Below are 22,774 nucleotides of genomic sequence, written 5' to 3' on the forward strand. Positions count from 1 at the left end.
GAGATGAGCATGGAAATCACCGCGTGGAACGCGATGTACAACGCGATGCACGCACACAACGACCGTCGGCCGTTCTCACGTGAAAGCCTGCGCCGGATCGGCGCGTTCGCCCGTCCGCATCGCCGCAACATCTTGTTCTACCTGGTGCTCAGCGTCGTGATCGCGGCGCTCGGTGTGGCGACACCGGTGCTGGCAGGCCGGGTGGTCAACGCCATCGTCGATCACGCCGCACTGTCCGTGGTCCTCGGGTTGGCGGTGCTCATCGCCGGCATCGCGATCGTCGAGGCCGGGCTCGCGATCGCGAATCGCTGGTTGTCGGCGAGCATCGGCGAGGACCTGATCCTGGATCTGCGCACCACCGTGTTCGATCACGTCCAGCGCATGCCCATCGCGTTCTTCACCCGCACCCGCACCGGTGCGCTGGTCAGTCGGCTGAACAACGACGTCATCGGCGCGCAGCGCGCCTTCAGCGACACCCTCTCCGGTGTCGTCGGCAACATCGTCACACTCGTCATCACGCTCGTCGTGATGATCGGAATCTCGTGGCAGATCACGCTTCTCGCACTGCTGTTGTTGCCGATCTTCGTGATTCCCGCGCGGCACATGGGAACTCGCCTCGCCCGATTGAGTCGTGAAGCCGCGAACCACAATTCGGTGATGAGCACCCAGATGACCGAACGGTTCTCCGCCCCTGGCGCCACGCTCGTCAAGCTGTTCGGCCGGCCGGACCACGAATCCGCCGAGTTCGCGATCCGGGCTCGACGCGTCCGCGACATCGGAGTCCGCACGGCGATGCTGCAGTCCGTCTTCGTCACCGCACTAACCCTCGTCTCGGCTCTGGCGCTCGCGCTCGTCTACGGCCTCGGCGGCTTCTACGCTCTGCGCGGCCAGCTCGACGCCGGCTCGGTGGTGGCGATGGCGATGCTGCTCACCCGCCTGTACTCGCCGCTCACAGCCCTGGCCAGCGCCCGGATGGATGTCATGAGCGCGATGGTCAGCTTCGAGCGGGTCTTCGAGGTGCTCGACCTGAAGCCGTTGATCGTCGAGGCCCCCGGCGCGCGCGACGTGCCGCCGGGACCGGTGTCGGTGGAACTGCGCAACGTGAGCTTCGCCTACCCCTCCGCCGACAAGGTGTCGCTGGCGTCGCTCGAGGAGGTCGCGGTCCTGGACACCCGCGGCGGCGAAACCGTGCTGCACGACATCGATTTCCGGGTCGAACCGGGACAGATGGTGGCGCTGGTCGGCTCGTCCGGTGCCGGAAAATCCACCGTGGCGCAGCTGATTCCGCGTCTGTACGACGTGGATTCCGGACAGGTGCTACTGAACGGCATCGACGTGCGGGAGCTGACGGCCTCGTCGATCCGTGCCACGGTCGGCCTGGTCACCCAGGACGGGCACCTGTTCCACGAGTCGGTGCGGCAGAATCTGCTGCTGGCCCGGCCGACGGCCACCGAGGACGAGCTGTGGGACGCGCTGCGCCGAGCCCGCCTGCACGATCTGATCGCCTCGTTGCCGGACGGACTGGACACCGTCGTCGGCGAACGCGGCTACCGGCTCTCCGGCGGTGAACGCCAGCGGCTGACGATCGCGCGGCTGTTGCTCGCACACCCGCGCGTCGTGATCCTCGACGAGGCCACCGCGCACCTGGATTCGACCTCGGAGGCCGCGGTGCAGGAGGCGCTGACCGAAGCACTGGCCGGCCGGACCTCGGTGGTCATCGCGCACCGGCTGTCGACGATCCGGGCCGCCGATCAGATCCTGGTCGTGGAGGGCGGGCGCATCGTCGAACGGGGTACGCACACCGAGCTGCTCGCGGCCGGCGGCCGTTACGAGCAGCTGTATCGCACCCAGTTTGCCGATTCCGGAAAGTATTCGTCCGCGTTCGCCCCGATACTCGAAGCATGAGCATCCCCACCGAATCCGAGCTGCTGCTCGAGATCCTCGGCAACCAGCACGACGCGTTCCGCAACGCGGTCTCCGGGCTCACCGAGGAACAGGCACGCTCGGTGCCGAGCGCGTCGTCGATGAGCCTGGCGTCGCTGCTCGCGCACGTCGTCGACGGCGAGGTCGCCGCCGCCGACCGTATCGCCGGAACCAACAGCCGCCCCGACGACCCGGTCGAGGCATGGACGTCGGGCTGGCTCGTCGGCGACGACGAGACCGTCGCCGACCAGATCGCGAAGCTCGACGCGGCCGCGGCCCGGCTCGCCCAGCTGGTCCGCGACGAACCGGATCTCGACCGCGTCGTCGACATTCCCGACGACGTGGCCCGCTACCTGGACCAGGGGGTGCCGTTCACGGTGCGGTTCCTGCTGCTGCACCAGATCGAGGAGTGGGCGCGGCACGCAGGCCACGCCGACATCATCCGCGAGTCGATCGACGGTGCCACGGCCGACGTCCTCGCCGGTCACGCCTGGTAGGGACATGAAAATCGATGCGGCCGGCGCCGCGCAGAACACGCCTCTCGAACGAGTGGCCCGGGTGGGTCAGGCGACCAGCGGCGTCGTCCACGCGCTGATCGGATACATCGTCGTGCGACTCGCCATGGGCGAGTCCGGTGCCGCCGACCAGTCCGGTGCGCTGGCCACGATGGCCGCGGCGCCCGGAGGCACCGCCGTCCTGTGGGTCACCGCGGTGACGCTCGCGGCCCTCGCACTGTGGCGGCTGACCGAAGCGTTGATGGGTAAACGGTCCGATCTCGAGGAACCGTCGACGCTGGACCGGTTCAAGTCCGCGGGCGTCGCGATCGCGTATGCGGCGCTCGCGTTCACCGCCCTGCAGTTCGCGCTGGGAAGCGGACGGTCCAGCAGCGAGCAGAGCGTCGGGCTGAGCGCACGATTGATGCAATCCGGCGCCGGCAAGACGGTGCTCGTCGTCGCCGGGCTCATTGCCGTGGGGATCGGCGGATACCACGTGTACAAGGGCATGAGCCGGAACTTCCTCGACGACCTGCACCGTCCGGTGCCGGGCGTCGCGACGGTGCTCGGCGTCGTCGGTTACACCGCGAAGGGACTGGCGATCGCAGGCGCGGGAATCCTGGTCGTCATCGCGACCTTCACGTCCGACCCGGCCAAGGCGACCGGGCTGGACGGTGCCCTGAAGACGCTGGGCACCGCCCCGTTCGGACAGGTCCTTCTGTGGGCGGCCGGACTGGGCATCGTCGTCTACGGTGCCTACTGCTTCGTCCTGGCGCGCTACGGAAGGATGTGACCGGACCGGACCGTCACAACTCGACCGGACCGGACCGTCACAACTCGACCGGATCGGACCGTCACAACTCGACCGGATCGGTCAGTCGCGACCGCGGAATCCGCCGCCGCGGCTGCCGTGGCCGTGACCGCCACGGTCGCCGCGGTGCGAGAAGCCGCCGCGATCCTTGTCGCGGTCCTTGAAGTCACGGTCCTTGAAGTCGCCGCGGTCCTTGTAGCCACGGGGCTTGTCGCCGTAGTCCTTGCGGCCGCCGCGCTCGCCCCAGTCCTTCTTACCGCCGTACTCGCGGCGCTCACCGCCGCGGCGGTCACCGCGGTCGTCACGGGCCCGGTACGAGCCCGGCCGTCCCGACGGGGCGCCGGTATCGGGCTGCAACTGGATGAGCACCCCGGAGATCCGGGTCGCACGCAGCGCCTCGAGGGTCTGCGCCGACAGGTCCTTGGGCAGCTCGACGAGGCTGTGATCGGCCCGGATGCTGATGTGCCCGAAGTCGCTGCGACGCAGGCCGCCCTCGTTGGCGATGGCACCGACGATCGCGCCGGGCTGCACCCGGTGCCGCTTGCCGACGGCGATCCGGTAGGTGATCAGTTCCTGGCCGTCACGGCCGACGCGGGAGGCTCCGTCGTCGTCGAACCGGCGCGGCGGACGCGGTTCGCGCTCGCGGCGCTGCGGGGCGATCGGCTCGGGCTCGGACTCCATGAGGAAGGACTCGCCGTCGCGCGAGAGCACGGCGAGAGCGGCCGCGATGTCGGCGAGCGGAACGTCGTGCTCCCGCTCGTAGTCCTCGATGAACGTGCGGAACAACTGCAGGTGGTCCGACGCGAGCGCCTCGGTGATGCCGTCGTTGAACTTGGCGACCCGCTGCGCGTTCACGTCCTCGACGGTGGGCAGCTGGATCTCGGCGAGCGGCTGACGCGTGGCCCGCTCGATGGCCTTGAGCAGGTGCCGCTCGCGGGGAGCGACGAACAGCAGCGCGTCGCCGCTGCGGCCGGCGCGGCCGGTGCGGCCGATCCGGTGCACGTACGACTCGGTGTCGTGCGGGATGTCGTAGTTCACGACGTGGCTGATGCGGTCGACGTCGAGGCCGCGCGCGGCGACGTCGGTCGCGACGAGGATGTCGAGGGCACCGCTCTTGAGCTGGCCGATCGTGCGCTCACGCTGGGCCTGCACGATGTCGCCGTTGATCGCGGCGGCGGAGAAGCCGCGGGCACGCAGCCGCTCGGCGAGGTCCTCGGTGGCCTGCTTGGTCCGGACGAAGATGATCATCGCCTCGAACGACTCGACCTCGAGGATGCGGGTCAGTGCGTCGAGCTTGCGCTGGTGCGACACCAGCACCCAGCGCTGGGAGATGTTGGAGGAGGTCGTGGTCTTCGACTTGACCGTGATCTCTTCGGGGTCGTTGAGGTACTGCTTCGACAGCCGGCGGATCGCGCCGGGCATGGTCGCCGAGAACAGGGCGACCTGCTTGGTGTCGGGGGTGTCGGCGAGGATGCGCTCGACGTCCTCCTGGAAGCCCATCGTGAGCATCTCGTCGGCCTCGTCGAGGACGAGGAATTCCAGCTCCGAGATGTCGAGGGTGCCCTTGGAAAGGTGATCGATCACACGTCCGGGGGTGCCGACGATGACCTGGGCGCCGCGACGCAGTCCGGACAGCTGCACGCCGTACGCCTGGCCACCGTAGATGGGCAGCACGTGCAGCCCGGGGATGTGCGCCGAATACTTGCCGAAAGCCTCTGCGACCTGCAGCGCAAGCTCACGGGTGGGCGCCAGGATCAGCGCCTGGGGCCGCTTCTTCGCGGTGTCGATGCGGGAGAGGATCGGCACCGCGAACGCGGCGGTCTTGCCGGTGCCGGTCTGAGCGAGACCGACGACGTCCCGTCCCTCCAGCAGTGGTGGGATGGTCGCCGCCTGGATCGGCGACGGGGACTCGTAGCCCACGTCCGAAAGCGCTTGCAGCACACGGGCATCGATGTCGAGATCGGCGAACGTGGGGGTGGCGTTTTCGGCGTCGGGGTCTTGCACAATATCACTCATTTGACCTGCAGTTTATCGGATGAGCGTGGATGAGCCCGCATCGTCGGTGCCACAGATGCCCCGGTGACCTGGGTCCCACCGCCTGCGTACTCCCGGTATGTGCGTTGGCACACTGGACGGGTTCTCGTTGCGTAACCGAAAGGACGACCCCGGTGTCGGAGCCCGTCAACATCCCCACCCATTGGTACAACATCGTCGGTGACCTGCCCGTCGCTCCGCCGCCGCACCTGCACCCCGGCACCAAGGAACCGATCACCGCGGACGACCTCGCCCCGCTGTTCGCGAAGGGCCTGATCGAGCAGGAACTGTCCACCGAGACGGACATCGAGATCCCCGAACCGGTCCGCGAGGTGTACCGCAACTACCGCACCACCCCGCTGATCAGGGCGCACGCGTTCGAGAAGGCTCTCGGCACCCCGGCCCACATCTACGTCAAGTACGAGGGCGTGAGCCCGGTCGGCAGCCACAAGGTCAACTCCGCGGTCGCGCAGGCGTACTACAACTCGATCGACGGCGTCACCCGGCTCACCACCGAGACCGGCGCCGGCCAGTGGGGTTCGGCCCTGTCCTTCGCGTGCGCGAAGTTCGGCATCGGCCTCGAGGTCTGGCAGGTGCGCGCGTCGTACGACTCCAAGCCGTACCGCCGGTTCCTCATCGAGACCTACGGCGGCACCGTGCACGCGAGCCCGTCCGAGCTCACCGACGCCGGGCGTCAGGTCCTGGCCGACCACCCGGACACCCCGGGATCCCTCGGCATCGCCGTGTCGGAGGCCGTCGAGGTCGCGGTGAAGGACCCGGCTGCCCGCTACACCCTCGGCAGCGTGCTCAACCACGTCGTGCTGCACCAGACGGTGATCGGCCTCGAGGCCGTCGCGCAGCTCCGCGCGGCCGGTGAGGAGAACGCCGACGTCGTGTTCGGTTGCGCGGGCGGTGGCTCGAACCTCGCCGGTCTGGCGTTCCCGTTCATCCGCGAGGTGCTGCACGAGCGCGCCTCGACGCGGATCGTGGCCGTCGAACCGGCCGCGTGCCCGTCCATCACGCAGGGCGAGTACCGCTACGACCACGGCGACATCGCGGGCCTGACGCCGCTACTGAAGATGCACACCCTCGGTCAGGACTTCATCCCCGATCCGATCCACGCCGGCGGCCTGCGCTACCACGGCATGGCGCCGCTGCTCAGCCACACCGTCGAGCTCGGGTACGTCGAGGGCAAGGCCGTCCCCCAGACCGAGGCGTTCGCCGCGGCGGTGCAGTTCGCGCGCACCGAGGGCATCGTGCCGGCACCCGAGTCGGCGCACGCGATCGCCGCGGCCGCCGAGTACGCGAAGGGCCTGACCGAACCCGAGGTCATCGTGATCGGACTGTCCGGGCACGGACAGCTCGACCTGCCCGCTTACCACTCGTACCTGTCGGGCGAACTGGTCTAGAAGGCGGGTCCGCTACTGCCGCAGACGAGGAAGACGGCCGCGCGATGCCGGTTGCGCGCGGCTGTCTTTCGGGTCCGTGGATGGGGACGACAGGGCCGTCGACCGGGTCATACTGGAGTCGTGCGCTATGCCAGCCGCGAGGAAGCCGGGCGGCGACTCGCCCGCTCGGTCGGGCACCTGCGCGACGCGAAACCGGTGATCCTGGCCCTGCCGCGCGGCGGGATCCCCGTCGCGCGGGAGGTGGCCCGGGAACTCGACGCCCCGCTCGACGTGCTCGTCGTCCGGAAACTCGGCGTGCCCTGGCAACCCGAACTCGCGATGGGCGCGATCGCCGAGGGCGGCGCCCGCATCCTCAACGAGGAAGTCCTGCGGCGCGGCCGGATCGGCGAGGACTCCCTGGCCCGGGTGGAATACCGCGAACGCGCCGAACTGGAGCGGCGGGCCCGCCTGTTGCGCGGCGACCGCGCCCGCATCCCGATCGCGGGCCGCACGGTCGTGCTCGTCGACGACGGCCTGGCCACCGGAGCAACGGCTGCAGCGGCATGCCTGGCCGCCCGCGCCGAAGGTGCCGAGCGGGTCGTCGTGGCGATTCCCGTCGCCTCTCCGGAGGCGGTTCGACGGATACGGACGGTCGCGGACGAGGTGGTCTGCCCGGAGCAGCCGACCGATCAGGACAGTGTCGGTGCGGCCTACGAAGATTTTCACCAATTGACCGATTCGGAAGCGACCGAGCTGCTGAAACCCCAGTGACCTGCGTCATTGACTACCGGCGAGTAACCCCCGGTACCCGAAGTAACACAAATCACTCCTCCACGACCCGCGAAAACAGTGCATAACGGGCAGCTCGACAGGTGCAAAACGCCCTAACCTGTGATGCAATGCACATCCCAAGGTAAAACGATGGAGGGGTCAGCAGTGAGTGAGATTTCCGTGCCGCAGTCGTTCTCGATTCCCGAGGACGCATCGATGGCGGATTCCGTCTTCCGGCACGAAAAGGAGTCGCCCGACTTCGTGCCGTTCGAGCGACTGATCGACGGCACGTGGACCAAGGTCACCGCGAAGGAGTTCGCCGCGCAGGTCCGCGCCGTCGCCAAGGGCCTGATCGCCTCCGGTATCGAGCTCGGCGACCGCGTCGCAATCCTGTCGTCGACCCGCTACGAGTGGGTTCTCCTCGACTACGCGATCTGGACGGCCGGGGGGGCCACCGTCGCGATCTACGAGACCTCGTCCGCCGACCAGTCCCAGTGGATCCTCGAGGACTCCGGGACGTCGCTGCTCATCGTCGAGAACGACGAGCTCGCCGAGGTCGTCAAGGAGGTCGCCGAGGGGGCGCCGACCGTCCGCGAGGTCCTGCGCATCGCCCCCGGCGACGGCGCCAAGGGTGCGGTCGAGGAACTGATCGCCCGCGGCACCGCGATCACCGACGAGCAGGTCGAGGAGCGCCGCAAGTCGGTCACCGCCGAGTCCGCGGCCACGCTCATCTACACCTCCGGCACCACGGGCCGCCCGAAGGGCGTGCAGCTCAAGCACCGCAACCTGTACGCCGAGTCGGCCGCCGCGGCGATCCAGCTGCCGGATGCGATGGTGCCGGGCAACCGCACCCTGCTGTTCCTGCCGCTCGCGCACGTGTTCGCCCGGCTCATCTCGTTCGCGGCGTTCGACAGCAAGGTCACCGTCGCGCACACCTCGGACCTGACCACGCTGCTCGACCAGTTCGCCGTGTTCAAGCCGAACTTCATCCTCTCCGTGCCCCGCGTGTTCGAGAAGGTGTACAACTCCGCGAAGCAGAAGGCCTACGACGGCGGCAAGGGCAAGATCTTCGAGAAGGCCTCCGACACCGCCATCGAATACAGCCAGGCGCTCGAGACCGGCGGTCCGGGTCTCGGACTCAAGCTCAAGCACGCCCTGTTCGACAAGCTCGTCTACGGCAAGCTGCGCGCCGCGCTCGGCGGCCAGGCCACGTCCGCGGTGTCCGGTGGTGCCGCGCTCGGTGCCCGCCTCGGCCACTTCTTCCGCGGCGTCGGCATCAACGTCCTCGAAGGCTACGGCCTGACCGAGACCACCGGCGGCATCATCATGAACACGCCGGGCAACCAGAAGGTGGGCACGGTCGGCCGCCCGTTCAACGGCCACGCCGCGAAGATCGCCGAGGACGGCGAGCTGCTGCTCAAGGGCCCCGTCGTGTTCGAGGGCTACTGGCAGAACGACAAGGCCACCGAGGAAGCCATCCGCGACGGCTGGTTCCACACCGGCGACATCGGCACCCTCGACGCCGACGGCTTCATCTCGATCACCGGCCGCAAGAAGGAACTCATCGTCACCGCGGGCGGCAAGAACGTCGCCCCGGCCGTCCTCGAGGACTCGCTGCGGGCACACCCGCTGATCAGCCAGGTCATCGTCGTCGGCGACGGCAAGCCGTTCATCGGCGCGCTCATCACCCTCGACCCCGAGGCGCTCCCCGGCTGGAAGGAACGCAACAACGTTCCGGCCGACGCCACCGTGGCCGACCTGATCAAGAACCCGGATCTGATCGCCGAGATCGACGCCGCGGTCGCCGAGACCAACAAGAAGGTCTCCAAGGCCGAGGCGATCAAGAAGTACCGCATCCTCGACGTGGACTTCAGCGTCGAATCCGGTGAGCTGACCCCGACGCTCAAGCTCAAGCGCAACATCATCCACGAGGTGCACGGCGCCGAGATCGCCGCGATCTACGGCTGATCGCCCTCGTCCGGTCCTGAGCGGATGTGCTTCCCCTCCACGGGAGGCACATCCGCTCATCGGCGTTCCGGGCCCGTCACCGCGAGCACGAACTCCGCGACGTCGCGTGTCACCGTGCGGTGCACCGGCTCGTGCAGCAGGTCGTGCCCGGCGTCCGGGTACTCGCGCAGCTCGAGCCCCGGCACGGTGGCGGCCCAGTCGCGGACCGGGTCGATCGGAGCGAGCCGATCGTCGACGCCGTGCACCGCCAGCGTCGGCAGGCCCGCGGACCTCAGGACCTCCGCGGTCGCGGGTACGGTCGCGGTGCGCGGCGTCCCGCACAGCACCACACCGCGGAACCGGGACGCCTCGGTGCGCAACAGCGCCAGGACCGTCGCGGCACCCAGCGAATGTCCCATCACCACCAGCGGCAGTTCGTCCTGCTCGGCGAGGCCGGTGATCTCGGCGAGATCGGCCGCGTGCGCGGCGACGTCCCCCGGCTCCCCCGGCTGTCCCTCCGACAGTCCGTGGCCGGCCAGGTCGAGGCCCCACAGCCCGATGCGGTCGGCGGCCAGACCGGCGGCGAACCGGTGGTAGTGACCGCTGTGCTGACCCATCCCGTGCGCGAAGACGACGGCGGCGTCGGCCGCGTCGGTGTTCCAGGATCGGTAGTGGAGTCGGCCCGTGGCCCCGGCGATGAACGGCATTGCCTCATTCTCGGTCCTGCCCCTCGTGCGTGTTTTCGGTAGCCCCCGCTACCGGAAACGCGCACGGGCACGAGAGGTCACCAGCAGTGGCCCTCACCGCGGTAGGTCGGGACGGTGTGGCGTGAGCCGTCCTCGTCGACGAGGTGCAGGTGTGTGAACCGTTCGCACAGCTCGCCCGCCTTGGCGTGCCGGAGCCAGACGCGACCGCCGATCGGGATGTCCGACGCGGCGCGCCCGGTGACCGGCGTCTGCACCTCCCCCGCCCCCTCGTTGCGCAGCAGCCGCAGGCCCGCCGGATGCACCGGCTTCGGCACGCGCGACGCCCCGGCGGGCCCGGACGCGATGTAGCCGCCGCCGAACAGGGTGGTGACGGCCGGGGCCGGCTTGCGCACCGCGGGGAGCGCGAAGAACAGCGCGGGATGCGGCGTGAAGGCACGGTAGCGGTCGAACAGGGTCGGCACGTACAACCCGGATCCGGCGGTCACCTCGGTGACAACCGGATCCGCGGAACTCACTTCGAGCGAGCCGGTGCCGCCGCTGTTGACGATCTCGAGGTCGCCGACCGTGGCCCGGAGGGCGTCGACGACGATGCGACGGCGGGTCGCGAGTTCCTGCGCCGACGCCCGCTTGACCAGCCGCACGGGCAGCGACGAATCGGGCAGGCCGGCGATCTGGGCCTCGTAGAACATGACCCCGACGACGGAGAATCCGGCGGTGGTCGCGCACCGGGCGAGTTGCGCGGCGTCGTCCGGACCGCGCAGCGGGGAGCGGCGCACCCCCAGGTGCACGGGGCCGATGCGCAGCGACGCGTCGATGTCGAGGCACACCCGCGGGCGCACCCGGCCGCTGCCGAACGCGTCGCGCGCGAGCCCGAGCTGGGCGGTGGAGTCGATCATCAGGGTGATCGCGTCGAGCGCCTCGGGTCGCGAGGCCAGTTCGGCGAGCGCACCGCGATCGACCGTCGGATAGCCGAGCAGTACGTCGCGTGCACCGCGCTCGACCAGCCACAGCGCTTCGCGCAGCGAATACGCCATGATGCCCCGGAAGGCGCCGTTCGAGCCGGTCAGGTCGGCACCCAGGACCTCCTCGAGAATCGCGCGGCAGCGGACCGATTTGCTCGCAACCCGCACAGGCGTACCGCCTGCGCGCCGGATCAGGTCGGCTGCGTTGCGGCGCACGGTGCCCAGGTCGGCGGCGGCGAAGGGCGGATCGAGGTCGGCGGTCGCGGTGTCGAGCCGGTCGAGGGGCGAAGTCACGGCGGGTCCAATCGTCGAGGCAGGGACGGGCAAGCGTCGGGGAACAAGTCGAACACCGGAATGGACGCTTGTCCAGTTCCTTGCTCGCCGGACGGGGCGTTCATCCCGAGCGGTGTTCGTTCAGGACTTCTCGGTCGCACGGGAGGCGATGATCCCGGCCATGTCGTCGAGTTCGGCGACGATGAACTCGCCGTTGCGATCGACGAGCCAGCGCAGCACCAGGCCGTCGATCATCGCCAGCGCCATCCGGGCGATGTCCTCGATCGGTTCGGTCCACGTCGTCCCGGTGCGTTCGGCGCAGTCGGAGAGGAACCGGCACGCCTCGACGTCCATGATCCGGTACTGCTCGGCGGCGATCCGGCCGCCGGGCTCGGAGTCCGAGGCCCGCTGCCGCAGCGAATAGGTGGTGATCTCGTAGGTGAGGATCTGGCGGTTCGCGGTCGCCTCGATCATCGGCCACATCGCGTTGAGCCCCGCGTACAGGAGTTGCCGGAGCCCGCGTATCCCCTGCGGATCCGGGCCGTCGTGCGGCAGATCGAACGCGACGTGCAGAGTCTCGCTGAGCTGGCGAATGAGGGTTTCGCCCATCGCGACGACGAGCGCTTCCTTGCTCTCGAAGCAGTAGTGCACCACGCCGAGGGACACACCGGCGTTCTCCGCGACCGCCCGCACCGTGACCGCGCCGACTCCCCCGCGCTCCGCGAGGTCGAGTGCGGATTCGATCAGCTGGGCGCGACGCTCGTCTGCGGGCATCCGGTTCAGCATTCCCCGATCGTAGAGGCTCGGGGCCGGCTCCGGGGCGAACGCGACCAGCCCGCAACCCTTGACCTGGACGGTCGTCCAAGAGGACGATGTGGGTCATGGCTACCTGGCGCAACTGGGCGCGCACCGAGCGCGCGACACCTCGCGCATTCGAGACTCCTGCCGGCGCCGAGGAGGTCGCGGCCCTCGTCACCCGCGCCACCGAACGCGGCGAGCGGGTCAAGGCGGTCGGCGCCGGGCATTCGTTCACCGGCGCGGCGGTCACCGACGGCATCCTCGTCTCGCTCGACCGGATCGCCGGGATCGAGCGGGTCGAACCGACCGCGACCGGTGCGCTCGTCACCGTCGGCGCCGGCACCCGTCTGCACGATCTCAACCGCCTGCTGTGGTCTCACGGCCTGGCGCTGGCGAACCTCGGCGACATCGACGTGCAGTCGATCGCCGGTGCCGTCTCCACCGGAACCCACGGCACCGGAGCGGGATTCGGCGGCCTGGCCACCCAGGTGCGCGCGGCGACCATCGTGCTCGCGGACGGACGCGTCGTGCACTGCTCCCCCACCACCGAGCCGGAACTGTTCGAGGCGGCGCGCCTCGGTGTCGGTTCCATCGGCATCCTCACCTCCCTGACGCTCGACTGCGTGCCCGCGTACCGGTTGCACGCGGCGGAGGGGCCCGCGACCCTCACCGAAACGCTCGCGACCCTCGACGAGGACCGGCTCGGCGTGGACCATTTCGAGTTCTACTGGTTCCCGCACACCGACCGTGTCCTGACCAAGCGCAACATCCGGCTCGAGGGAACCGAACCGACCGCGCCGATCGGCCGGATCCGCGGTCTCGTGGACGACGAACTGCTCTCCAACGGCCTGTTCGGCGCGCTGCAGTACGTCGGGGCGCAGGCGCCGGGACTGATTCCCCGCATCAACAACCTGGCCGGCCGGGCCCTGTCACCCCGCGAGTTCACCGACCGCAGCTACGCGGTGTTCGCCTCCCCGCGGCGCGTGCGGTTCCGGGAGATGGAGTACGCGATCCCGGTGGACGCACTCCCCGGCGTGCTCGCCGACATCGCCCGCGGCCTCGAACGCACCGGCCGGCAGGTCGCATTTCCGATCGAGGTGCGCTTCGCCGCCGCCGACGATGTGTGGCTGTCCACCGCGTACGGTCGCGACACCGCCTATGTCGCGGTGCACGAGTTCCACCGGCGCGACCACCGCGACTACTTCGCGACCGTCGAGAAGATCGTGCGCGACGTCGACGGCCGGCCGCACTGGGGCAAGCTCCACGAGCGGACCGCCGACGATCTGCGGCCCGCGTACCCGAAGTTCGACGACTTCCTCGCCGTGCGGCAACGCGTCGACCCGGACGGCAGGTTCGCCAACCCGTACCTCGAGCGGGTGTTCGGCATCGAGGCGAACGCCCTCAGGTGAAGGCGGCCTCGAGCGAATTGCGCACCAGCGTGTCGTGTTCGGCGTAGGTCAGGCCCAGCCCGGTGTGCAGTGCCGCGAAGTTGTCGTCGACGTAGCCGCCGAAATAGGCGGGGTCGTCGGAGTTGACGGTGACCAGCAGGCCCGCGTCGAGCATGCGGCGCAACGGGTGCTCCTCGATCGAATCCACCACGCCCAGGCGCACATTCGACAGCGGGCAGACGGTGAGCGGCACCTGCTCGTCGACGAGCCGCGCCACCAGTTCGGGATCTTCGAGTGACCGGATGCCGTGGTCGATGCGTTCGGCGCCGAGCAGATCCAGCGCCTGACGGACATAGTCCGGCGGTCCCTCCTCACCGGCGTGCGCGACGACGTGCAGACCTTCGGCGCGGGCACGGGCGAACACGTCCTCGAACAACGAGGGTGGATGGCCGACCTCGGCGGAGTCGAGACCGAGACCGATGATCGGGGCGTGCAGCCGCAGCAGCTCACCGAACACCTCACCGGCCTCCTGCACGGGACGGTCCCGCACGATCGACGCGATCATCGCGGCATCGACCCCGAACTCGCGGCCGCTGCCGGCGACGGCGTCGGCGAGCCCGTCGACGACCTCACGCAGCGGCACGCCGCGGCTGGTGTGGGCCTGCGGGTCGAAGAAGAACTCGGCGCGGGTCACGCCCGCGTCCGCCGCGCGCGCCAGGTACGCGCGGGTGAGATCGGCGAAGTCCTGCGCCGTGCGCAGCACCTGCATGTTGGCGTAGTACAACTCCAGGAACGAACCGAGATCGGTGAACTCGTACCGCGAACGTAGATCGGCGATATCGCGATACGGCAGGGACACCTCGTTGCGCTCGGCCAGCGCGAAGATCAGCTCGGGTTCGAGCGTGCCCTCGATGTGCACGTGCAGTTCGGCGCTCATGCGTTCGGCTCCTCCCGGACTCCCGGTACCGCGGTGCCCGCCCGTCACCGGACGGGCACCGCGGTGAGGTCAGCGCCCCTTCCAGACGGGGGCGCGCTTCTCGGCGAACGCCGTCGCACCCTCGCGGGCGTCCTCCGACACGAACACCGGACCGGCGATCTCCATCTGCTTCGCGAACGCCTCGTCGGACGACCAGTCCGCGGCGGCCGCGACGATCTGCTTGGTCACCGCGACCGCGAGCGGGCCGTTGGCGGTGATGCGCCCGGCGAGTGCGAGCGCACCGTCGAGCGCGCCACCCGGCTCGGTGAGCGTGTTGACGAACCCGAAACCGTACGCTTCCTCGGCGGTGAAGCTGTCGCCGGTCAGGGCGAGTTCGAGTGCCTTCTGGTACGGGATGCGCTTCGGCAGGCGCAGCAGACCGCCACCGGCGGCGACGAGTCCGCGCTTGACCTCGGGGATGCCGAACTTGGCGTCCCGGGCCGCGACGACCAGGTCGGTCGCCAGCACCAGTTCGGTGCCGCCCGCGAGCGCGTAGCCCTCGACCGCGGAGATCAGCGGCTTGCGCGGCGGCTGCTCGGTGAAACCCATTCCCCGGCCCGGGACCACGACGTTCTCGCCGGCCACGAACGCCTTGAGATCCATGCCGGCGCAGAAGTTTCCGCCGGCACCGGTGAGGACACCGACCGAGAGGTCGTCGTCGCCGTCGAGTTCGTCGATCGCTTCGGCCAGTCCGTGGCTCACGGCGGCGTTGACGGCGTTGCGGGCGTCGGGCCGGTTGATGGTGATGACCAGTACTCGACCACGACGCTCGGACAAGACCACATCGGACATGTGCGTATACCTCCACTGAGCGGATCGGATGCGCCGACCCGGGTGTGGGTCGCGGCACATCAGGTGTATACCCGAGTCCGCGTCACATCACGAGACCCGTACCGCTAGCTGGGTGACGAACCCGTCTTCGTCGATCTCGACCTGGTCGCCGGTGCGGAACCAGCCGTCGCCGAACGTCTCGGCGGTGCCCTGCGGATCGTTCCAGTACCGGCGGGCCACACTCGGGCCACGGCACAGCAGTTCACCCACGCCGCGTTCGGCATCGGGGCCGAGCAACGCGACCTCCATTCCGCCGAACGGAATCCCGATGCTGCGGGGATGCCGCTGCCGAGCCTCGATCGGCAGCACCAGTCCGATCCCGCCGGTCTCCGCGACCCCCCAGCCGCGCACGCAGCGGGCCGTCGGGAACGAGGCGCGCAGGTGGCGCCACGGCACCCGGATGCCGCGCGCCCCGGCCGCGACGACGGTGCCACCGACCGACAGGGTGGGCAGCAGTTGCACACCGCATCCGACGGCGGTGGACAGCGGCGCGGTGATCACGGTCCGCACGCCACCGACGCCGAGATCCATCGCGTGGACGACCGCTTCGATGGTGGACAGGATGTTCTCGTTGGTCAATTCGACACCGTGCAGCCCCCCGCCGCACTTGCGCACGTAGTAGAGCAGGGCCAGCTCCTCGGGCGAGGCACCGCCGTCGAGGAAGGCGACCCCGTCGGGCACCTTCCCCTCGAGCATGACGATCGCGCCGCTGTCGGCGACGATCCACTCGAGTTCGGCGTCGCTGCACGTCGGATCCGGCAGGACCGGGACACCACCGGCCAGGACGACGCCGAGAAACGCGTGGAGCCAGTCGAATCCGTTCCGGTAGTGCACGACGACGCGGTCCGCCGGGCCGACACCCTGGTCCAGCAGGCCGCCGGCGACGCGGGCGGCGGCAGCCCACAGTTCGCGGTAGGTGATGCCGCGACCGGCCCGGTCGACGGCGGCGGTGCGCTGCGCGAACCGCAAGGCGCTGCGGTCGAGGAGTTCGGCCAGGCACGGCTCGAGCCCCTCGTATCGGAAGACCCCCGCGTGCCGGGTGACGCGTTCGTCGCGCAGCCATGCGGCACCACCGGAAAATCTGACCAACGCCGGCGACATCGCCACCTCCGATCGTCTGCGTGCCTCGCACTATATGGCGTGCATCACATTTCGGGGTGGGTTCGGTCGCCTCAACTGTGTGTGGCGTCCACAGTGTCCGATTCGGGGACCACCGGCTGCTTCACCTGAGTGTGCGGCCGCGCGAAGAACAGCGACGCGACGAGTCCGACGAGGAGCACCGCTGCCGGCAGCCACATCGACTGGGCCATGGCCGTCGAGAACGGCTCGTGCAACTGCTCGGGCATCACGCCCGTGTTCATCTCGGAGCTGCCGCCTCCCCCGAGTCCCTCCGCGGCGAGCCGGGAGGTCATGAGCGCACCCATCGCGGCGCTGCCGAGCACCGCACCGATCTGCCGGTCGGTGTTGTACACACCGGAACCGGCACCGGCCTGCTGCGGCGCCAGGTGGTTCGTCGCGGTCGCCGACAGCGGCGACCAGATCCCGGTCATGGCGACACCCATCAGCGCCGACGGCAGCAGCAGCGACCACGTCGGCGAATCCGGTGTCATCACCGCCGACAGCCAGACCAGCGAGATCGCCAGCAACGCGAACCCGGTTCCCGCGATGTAGCGCGGATGCACCCGGTCGACGAGGCGGCCGACGAACGGTGCGAGGATGCCGGTGAACACCGCCATCGGCACCATCAGCAGCGCCGAACCGGTCGGGCTGAGGCCGCGCACCGCCTGTGCGTAGAACATCAGCGGCAGCGTCATCGCGGTGACGGTGAAACCGATCGCCACGATCCCGATGTTCGCGAGCGAGAAGTTGCGGTCGCGGAACAGCTCGAGGGGCACGAGCGGCTCACCGCGCATCCGCCCCTGGTACAGAACGAACACCACGAGCAGGACCACACCGGCCGCGATGCAGCCCCACACCTTCGCGGACCAGTCGTAGGAATTGCCCTCCTGGATGCCGAACACCAGCAGGAACATGCCCGCGCCGCTGAGCGCGACACCGGGCAGATCGAAGGTGTGCGAGTGCGTCTCCAGGTTCGGCACCAGCCGCACCGCCATCACGAACGCGAGGACGCCGACGGGGACGTTGACGAAGAAGATCCACTCCCAGCCCAGACCGTCGACCAGACCACCGCCGGCGAGCGGCCCGACGAGGCTCGCGACACCGGCCACGGCACCCCACATGCCCATCGCGGCGCCGCGCCGGTCCGGCGGGAAGATGCGGGTGATGATCGCCATCGTCTGCGGCGACATCAGTGCCGCACCGAGTCCCTGGAAGACCCGCGCCAGGATCAGGACCGCGATGGTGCCGGACAGACCGCACCACAACGACGCGGCGGTGAACAGCACCAGACCCGCCAGGTAGATGCGTTTGGGACCGAAGCGATCGCCGAGGCGGCCGGTGACGAGCAGCGGCACCGCGTACGCCAGCAGATACGCGCTCGTCACCCACACCACGGAGTTGATGTCCGCGTCGAGCTCTCGCATGATCACGGGGTTGGCGACGGCCACGATGGTGCCGTCGACCATGATCATGAAGAACCCGAGGCACAGCGCCCACAGCGCGGGCCATTCTCCGGATCTGGTGTTCACGAACGCTCCTTCCACTACGCGGGTCTACGGTAGCCGCGTGGAACGACATCTCCTGGACATCGTGCAGCTGGCGTGGTGCCGTGAACTCGCTCTCGACGACCACGCGCTCACCGCGGGTGGGCGTGTGGTGCGCGTGGACGATACCGCCGACCGGCTGCAGGTTCTGCGTCTGGGTGAGACGACGGCCGTCGTCGGTCCCGGTGACGCGGTCGCGGCCGTCGACCGCATTCCCGCCGAAGCGCTCGACGCGGCGACGGTCCGGGAGGCGACGGGCGGGCACGGCGCCCGGAGCCACGTGCTGCACTACTGCGCGGACTGGATCGATGCGAGCCGGGTGCGGGATCCGCTGATCTCGCACGACGCCCGCGACCTCGCCGAACTGCGGCGGCGCTGCCCGCCGGACGACACGATCGATGCCACCCCCGCCGACGGCGACCGCGTGTTCGTCCTTCTCGACGACGACCACCGGCCGCTGTCCGCGGCCGGATACGGCGAAGTCCACTCGATCCTCGCCGACGTGGTGGCGCTGACCGTCCCCGAACATCGGCGGCTGGGTCTGGCCTCGACCGTCGCGACCCTGGCGACACACGAGGCCCTGGACGCGGGACTGATTCCGCAGTGCCGGGTCCGCCGCGACAATCTCGCCGGGCGCGGTCTGGCGGCGGTACTGGGATACGAGGAGTGCGGAAGCCACCTGACGGTGCAGCTGCGGCGCTAGCGTGTAGTCAACTCCGCAGGGAAGGAAATCCCGTGACCGAACACTCCGATTCCCGCAGCAGCAGCTACGTCGAAGCCGGTGAGTTCAACCGCGACACCCGCTACGTGACGACGCGGATCACCGCGGACGGCCGGGACGGATATCCGGTCGAGGCCGGTCGCTATCGGCTGATCGCGGCGCGGGCCTGCCCGTGGGCGAACCGCGCGCTGATCGTGCGACGGCTGCTGGGACTCGAGGATGCGTTGTCGCTGGGACTGTGCGGTCCGACGCACGACCGGCGCAGCTGGACGTTCGATCTCGATCCCGGAGGGGTCGACCCGGTGCTCGGCATCGAGCGACTCCAGGAGGCGTACTTCGCGCGGGACCCCGAATATTCGCGCGGCATCACCGTCCCGGCGATCGTGGAGGTGAGCACCGGGCAGGTCGTCACCAACGACTACGCGCAGATCACCCTCGACCTGTCCACCGAGTGGACCCGGTTCCACCGGCCGGGCGCCCCCGACCTGTATCCGGAGGCACTTCGCGCCGAGATCGACGAGGTCGCCGAACTGGTGTACCGGGACGTGAACAACGGGGTCTACCGGTGCGGTTTCGCCGGATCACAGCACGCCTACGAGGAGGCGTTCGACGCCCTGTTCGCGCGGCTCGACTGGCTCGAGGACCGGCTCACCACGCGCCGGTACCTGGTGGGCGACACCATCACCGAGGCGGACGTGCGGCTGTTCACCACCCTCGCCCGGTTCGACGCGGTCTATCACGGGCACTTCAAGTGCAACCGCAACCCGCTCCCCGCGTTCCCCGCGCTGTGGGCGTATGCGCGGGACCTGTTCACCACACCCGGGTTCGGCGACACGATCGACTTCGTGCAGATCAAGCAGCACTACTACCTCGTGCACACCGATATCAACCCCACCGGGATCGTGCCGAAGGGGCCGGACCTGTCCGGCTGGCTCACCCCGCACGGGCGCGAAGCGCTCGGTGGCCGGCCGTTCGGGGACGGCACACCGCCGCTCCCTCCCCAGCCGGCCGAACAGGTCCCGAGCGGTCACTCGCCGCTGGCGGCCTCACCCCTGTAGGTGCCGAAACTCCAGTGGACGCCCTGCGGGTCGCGGCACGTGAATCCGTGCGATCCGAAGTCCTCGTCGCGGATGCCGCGCGTGACGGTCGCGCCGTGCGCGAGGGCCCGGTCGTACAGAGCGTCGACCTTCGCGTCGTCGGGCACGACGAGATAAGCCGCGCCGACGCCGGCGGGCAGGTCGATCGCACTGTCGTCTCGGCCGGCCGAGCCGAGCATGATGCCGCCGCCGTACGGCCAGGTCAGTTCCGCGTGGTCGACGCGGTCGCCCTCGCCGTACACGGCCGTCTCGACGAACCCGAACGCGTCGACGAGGAAGCGGATGGCGCCGCGTGCGTCGTCGTAGGTGAAGCAGGGAAACACTGCTGTCGTGGTGGTTGTCGTGGCCATGTCGTCGGTAGTCATGTCGTCGGTAGTCATGTCACAGATCCTCCGTCCGTCGACGGTTCCCCGTCTTGGACGATTGGGAACACCTCGTCGTCCATCCACTGCGACGGGGGTACCCCGGCGAGGTCGCGCCAGTCGCGGGCCAGGTGCGCCTGGTCGTAGAAGCCCGCGCGCACCGCGACGTCCGCGAGACGGTGCCGGCCGGGGGTGCGCAGCAGCCTGCGGGAGCGGTCGAACCGCGCCAGCCGCGCCGCGTCCTTGGGCCCGACCCCGTATTCGGCGGTGAATCGGCCGGTCAGGTGGCGGCGGCTCCAGCCGATGTCGTCGGCGACCGCCCGCACCCCGGCGCTTCCAGGGGAGGTCAGCTGCTGCCACGCCCGCGCGAGCCGGGGCTCGACACCGCCGGCGCGCCGGTCGCGGCGTTCGAGGCGGCCGAGCACGTCGTCGAGCACCGCGAACCGCTCCGGCCATTCCTCGGCCGCGGCGATGCGGTCCTGCAACTCCCGCGCGTCGGCGCCGAGCACGTCCTCCAGGTCGACGACCCACGCGCCGAGTGCCCCGGCCGGGACGCCGAGCAGGGCGCGGGCACCGGCCGGGGTGAGCGCCAGCTGGATGCCGTGCTGGTTGCCGTCGTGCGCGATCGTCACCGGTGACGTCGTGAGGCCGCCGGCGAGTGCCCGGAACCGGCCCGGCTGCTGTCCGGGAGCGGCGGCGCGGGCGAGGTCGAGGGGTTCGCCGATCGTCAGCACGACCGTCAGGTCCTGCGACGGCAGTCCCAGATGCTCGCCTGCGGGGAAACCGGTGAGGCGGTAGCCGTCGTACCAGCGCACGTACGGCCGCAACGGCGGCGCCGGCCGCCGTCGCGCTCCGTCGGAGACCCCCGGCACAATCGCCAGCGTAGGCGCGGTCCGGTCGCAATCCCACCGGCTCGTCGCCGGAAATATCTATAGTCGGCCGTGCACCCCCGGATGTGCCTCCGCGACACGAAGACGGCGACACACAGGGGGCGACACGAAAGGCGAACCGATGAGCGAAAAATCCGGGCCGATCGAGAAGTTCCTCGTCACGCTGCTCGACAACGGCAGCAGGCTGCAGGGCCCCGCGGTGGCGAAGTACGTCGACCGGGTCCGCCGGGCGCATCCCGACGAGTCGCCCGCGCAGATCATCGAACGTCTCGAGAAGATGTTCCTGACCGGGGTCACGGGCAGCGGATCCGCGGTCGGTGCGACCGCCGCGTTCCCCGGAGTCGGAACCCTCACCGCGGTCGGGGCGGTCGGCGCCGAGACGATGTTCTTCCTCGAGGCGTCGGCACTGCTGACCCTCGCCGTCGCGTCGGTGCACGGCGTCCACCCGCAGGATCACGAGCAGCGCCGCGCGCTCGTCCTGGCCGTGGCCCTCGGTGAGACCGGCATGGAGGTGGTGAGCAAGGCGACCGGCACGACGATGAAGAACTGGACGTCGGCGATCACCGGGAAGATCCCCGGCTCCCAGCTGAGGATGCTCAACAATTCGCTGGTCAAGAAGTTCATCCGCAAGTACTTCGCCAAGCGCAGCGCGCTGATCCTCGGCAAGCTGGTGCCCGCCGGAATCGGGGCGGTCATCGGTGGCGCCGGTAACCGCGCGCTCGGCAAGCGCACCATCAGCAACGCCCGTACCGCGTTCGGTCCGCCGCCCGCGCAGTGGCCGGATGCCCCCGCCGCGCTCGAACCCGGCACGGTGGGTGCCCTGCCGAGCGCCGCATCGACCGGTCCCTGACATGTCCGCGCCGTCGGTGTACGTCCGCGAGTCGGGTACCGGCTCACGGACCGTCGTGCTGTTGCACGGCTACTCCGATCACGGCGGCACATGGTGCAAGGTGGAACCGGAACTCGCCGAGCGGTACCGGGTGCTCACCGTGGATCTACCGGGGTTCGGTCGCAGCTACGCGCAGTGGCGGGCACCGGTGTTCGACCACTACGTCGACACCGTCGCGGATCTCGTCGCGGACCGCACCGAACCGGTCGCGCTGATCGGCAACTCGCTCGGTGCGGTCACGGCGCTGGCGTTCGCGTCGGTGCATCCGAAACGAACCGACCGGGTGGTGCTGTCGGACATGCCGGGCCTGGCCGGAATTCCGCGGGTCTGGACGGAGAGCGCGCGGCTTCCCCTGGACCTGATGTCCCGGATGATGTCCCGGCCGGTTCCGATGCCGGTGATGCAGCGGATGATCGGCGAGCTGTACACGCGGGCGGCGCTGCACCGGCCGGAACGGATGGATGCGGCCACGCTGTCCGCGTTCACCGCGAACTTCGCCGACCGGCGGCGGATGGACACAATGCTGAGGGTCGGCCGGACCGCGGTGCGTGAACTCGGGAGACTCCCGATACCGGAGATGGTGCACGCGCTGACGATGCCGACGCTGTTGCTGTGGGGTGCGCACGATCGGCTCACGCCGGCGCGGGCGGCTCGCCGCGTCGTCGGCGGACCGGACCGGCGGGTGGTGATCATCCCCGACGCCGGGCATTGCCCCCAGCTCGAGGCACCCACCGAGTTCCTCGGCGCGGTGCTGCCGTTCCTCGAGCACCGGCGTCTCGCCGCCGGGGAGGCGGGCACGTAGGCTCGCGACGACCACGTGGACCGGCAGAGACGGGGGAAGTTCTTGAC

General features: G+C 69.7%; 21 protein-coding genes. 11 read left to right on the forward strand and 10 right to left on the reverse strand.

Going from position 1 to position 22,774, the window contains the following annotated elements; translation table 11 throughout:
- Positions 1-3 precede the first annotated feature (3 nt).
- From M1M07_RS12020 to M1M07_RS12030, 3 genes are read left to right on the forward strand one after another with little or no spacing between them, the layout of a single operon-like run.
- Positions 4-1,905 (forward strand): ABC transporter ATP-binding protein, encoded by a 1,902-nt coding sequence (locus tag M1M07_RS12020; protein WP_197256069.1) that lies wholly within the window; start codon positions 4-6, stop codon positions 1,903-1,905.
- On the forward strand, positions 1,902-2,420 hold the full coding sequence (locus M1M07_RS12025; RefSeq protein ID WP_248674299.1) for a DUF664 domain-containing protein: 519 nt from the start codon (positions 1,902-1,904) through the stop codon (positions 2,418-2,420). The genes M1M07_RS12020 and M1M07_RS12025 overlap by 4 nt, the downstream gene beginning before the upstream one ends.
- A gap of 4 nt (positions 2,421-2,424) precedes the next feature.
- Complete coding sequence (locus M1M07_RS12030; protein ID WP_197256066.1) at positions 2,425-3,210, forward strand: DUF1206 domain-containing protein; 786 nt, start codon at positions 2,425-2,427, stop codon at positions 3,208-3,210.
- A gap of 81 nt (positions 3,211-3,291) precedes the next feature.
- On the opposite strand, the gene M1M07_RS12035 is transcribed toward M1M07_RS12030, so the two are convergent.
- Positions 3,292-5,244 carry a DEAD/DEAH box helicase gene (locus M1M07_RS12035; RefSeq protein WP_248674300.1) on the reverse strand — a complete coding sequence of 651 codons (1,953 nt, stop codon included), beginning with the start codon at positions 5,242-5,244 and terminating at the stop codon, positions 3,292-3,294.
- Positions 5,245-5,396: 152 nt separating this feature from the next.
- Between M1M07_RS12035 and M1M07_RS12040 the strand changes: the two genes are divergently transcribed.
- The 3 genes from M1M07_RS12040 to M1M07_RS12050 all read left to right on the forward strand — a co-directional run bounded on the left by M1M07_RS12040 (position 5,397) and on the right by M1M07_RS12050 (position 9,389).
- On the forward strand, positions 5,397-6,671 hold the full coding sequence (locus M1M07_RS12040) for a TrpB-like pyridoxal phosphate-dependent enzyme (RefSeq protein ID WP_197256062.1): 1,275 nt from the start codon (positions 5,397-5,399) through the stop codon (positions 6,669-6,671).
- A gap of 120 nt (positions 6,672-6,791) precedes the next feature.
- Positions 6,792-7,421 carry a phosphoribosyltransferase family protein gene (locus M1M07_RS12045; RefSeq protein WP_197256060.1) on the forward strand — a complete coding sequence of 210 codons (630 nt, stop codon included), beginning with the start codon at positions 6,792-6,794 and terminating at the stop codon, positions 7,419-7,421.
- 165 nt (positions 7,422-7,586) lie between these two features.
- On the forward strand, positions 7,587-9,389 hold the full coding sequence (locus tag M1M07_RS12050) for a long-chain fatty acid--CoA ligase (RefSeq protein WP_248674301.1): 1,803 nt from the start codon (positions 7,587-7,589) through the stop codon (positions 9,387-9,389).
- 56 nt (positions 9,390-9,445) lie between these two features.
- Here the strand turns inward: M1M07_RS12050 and M1M07_RS12055 are convergent, their stop codons facing one another.
- The 3 genes from M1M07_RS12055 to M1M07_RS12065 all read right to left on the reverse strand — a co-directional run bounded on the left by M1M07_RS12055 (position 9,446) and on the right by M1M07_RS12065 (position 12,096).
- Positions 9,446-10,075, reverse strand: a complete 630-nt coding sequence (locus M1M07_RS12055) for an alpha/beta hydrolase (protein ID WP_248674302.1) — start codon at positions 10,073-10,075, stop codon at positions 9,446-9,448.
- A gap of 77 nt (positions 10,076-10,152) precedes the next feature.
- On the reverse strand, positions 10,153-11,331 hold the full coding sequence (locus tag M1M07_RS12060) for an amino acid deaminase/aldolase (protein ID WP_248674303.1): 1,179 nt from the start codon (positions 11,329-11,331) through the stop codon (positions 10,153-10,155).
- A 120-nt stretch (positions 11,332-11,451) separates the two neighbouring features.
- Positions 11,452-12,096 carry a TetR/AcrR family transcriptional regulator gene (locus M1M07_RS12065; protein WP_197256052.1) on the reverse strand — a complete coding sequence of 215 codons (645 nt, stop codon included), beginning with the start codon at positions 12,094-12,096 and terminating at the stop codon, positions 11,452-11,454.
- A gap of 95 nt (positions 12,097-12,191) precedes the next feature.
- Here M1M07_RS12065 and M1M07_RS12070 point away from each other — a divergent pair, with 95 nt between their 5' ends.
- Positions 12,192-13,517, forward strand: a complete 1,326-nt coding sequence (locus M1M07_RS12070) for a D-arabinono-1,4-lactone oxidase (RefSeq protein WP_248674304.1) — start codon at positions 12,192-12,194, stop codon at positions 13,515-13,517.
- Here M1M07_RS12070 and M1M07_RS12075 read toward each other — a convergent pair.
- The 4 genes from M1M07_RS12075 to M1M07_RS12090 form a co-directional block, all read right to left on the reverse strand.
- Positions 13,510-14,433 (reverse strand): adenosine deaminase, encoded by a 924-nt coding sequence (locus M1M07_RS12075; RefSeq protein ID WP_197256048.1) that lies wholly within the window; start codon positions 14,431-14,433, stop codon positions 13,510-13,512. The two genes, M1M07_RS12070 and M1M07_RS12075, sit on opposite strands and share 8 nt — an antisense overlap.
- 69 nt (positions 14,434-14,502) lie before the next feature.
- Positions 14,503-15,264 carry a crotonase/enoyl-CoA hydratase family protein gene (locus tag M1M07_RS12080; protein WP_197256047.1) on the reverse strand — a complete coding sequence of 254 codons (762 nt, stop codon included), beginning with the start codon at positions 15,262-15,264 and terminating at the stop codon, positions 14,503-14,505.
- Between the two features lie 87 nt (positions 15,265-15,351).
- Positions 15,352-16,404, reverse strand: a complete 1,053-nt coding sequence (locus M1M07_RS12085) for a class I adenylate-forming enzyme family protein (RefSeq protein WP_248674305.1) — start codon at positions 16,402-16,404, stop codon at positions 15,352-15,354.
- Positions 16,405-16,475: 71 nt separating this feature from the next.
- Positions 16,476-17,951: an MFS transporter gene (locus M1M07_RS12090; protein ID WP_307846527.1), complete on the reverse strand. Its 1,476-nt coding sequence runs from the start codon at positions 17,949-17,951 to the stop codon at positions 16,476-16,478.
- A 37-nt stretch (positions 17,952-17,988) separates the two neighbouring features.
- On the opposite strand from M1M07_RS12090, the gene M1M07_RS12095 reads away from it, so the two are divergent.
- Both M1M07_RS12095 and M1M07_RS12100 read left to right on the forward strand, forming a co-directional pair.
- Entirely contained in the window at positions 17,989-18,669 is a 681-nt protein-coding gene (locus M1M07_RS12095) for a GNAT family N-acetyltransferase (RefSeq protein ID WP_197256041.1), read from the forward strand.
- A gap of 32 nt (positions 18,670-18,701) precedes the next feature.
- On the forward strand, positions 18,702-19,745 hold the full coding sequence (locus M1M07_RS12100; RefSeq protein WP_197256039.1) for a glutathione S-transferase family protein: 1,044 nt from the start codon (positions 18,702-18,704) through the stop codon (positions 19,743-19,745).
- Here M1M07_RS12100 and M1M07_RS12105 read toward each other — a convergent pair.
- Positions 19,715-20,134, reverse strand: a complete 420-nt coding sequence (locus M1M07_RS12105) for a VOC family protein (protein ID WP_197256121.1) — start codon at positions 20,132-20,134, stop codon at positions 19,715-19,717. The two genes, M1M07_RS12100 and M1M07_RS12105, sit on opposite strands and share 31 nt — an antisense overlap.
- Positions 20,135-20,160: 26 nt before the next feature.
- Positions 20,161-21,018: a helix-turn-helix domain-containing protein gene (locus tag M1M07_RS12110; protein ID WP_248674306.1), complete on the reverse strand. Its 858-nt coding sequence runs from the start codon at positions 21,016-21,018 to the stop codon at positions 20,161-20,163.
- Positions 21,019-21,157: 139 nt separating this feature from the next.
- Between M1M07_RS12110 and M1M07_RS12115 the strand changes: the two genes are divergently transcribed.
- Positions 21,158-21,886, forward strand: a complete 729-nt coding sequence (locus M1M07_RS12115) for a hypothetical protein (protein WP_197256037.1) — start codon at positions 21,158-21,160, stop codon at positions 21,884-21,886.
- 1 nt (position 21,887) lies between these two features.
- On the forward strand, positions 21,888-22,727 hold the full coding sequence (locus M1M07_RS12120) for an alpha/beta fold hydrolase (protein WP_197256035.1): 840 nt from the start codon (positions 21,888-21,890) through the stop codon (positions 22,725-22,727).
- Positions 22,728-22,774 lie beyond the last annotated feature (47 nt).

This window comes from Rhodococcus sp. HM1, assembly GCF_023218075.1.
In the GTDB taxonomy this organism is placed as follows: domain Bacteria; phylum Actinomycetota; class Actinomycetes; order Mycobacteriales; family Mycobacteriaceae; genus Rhodococcus.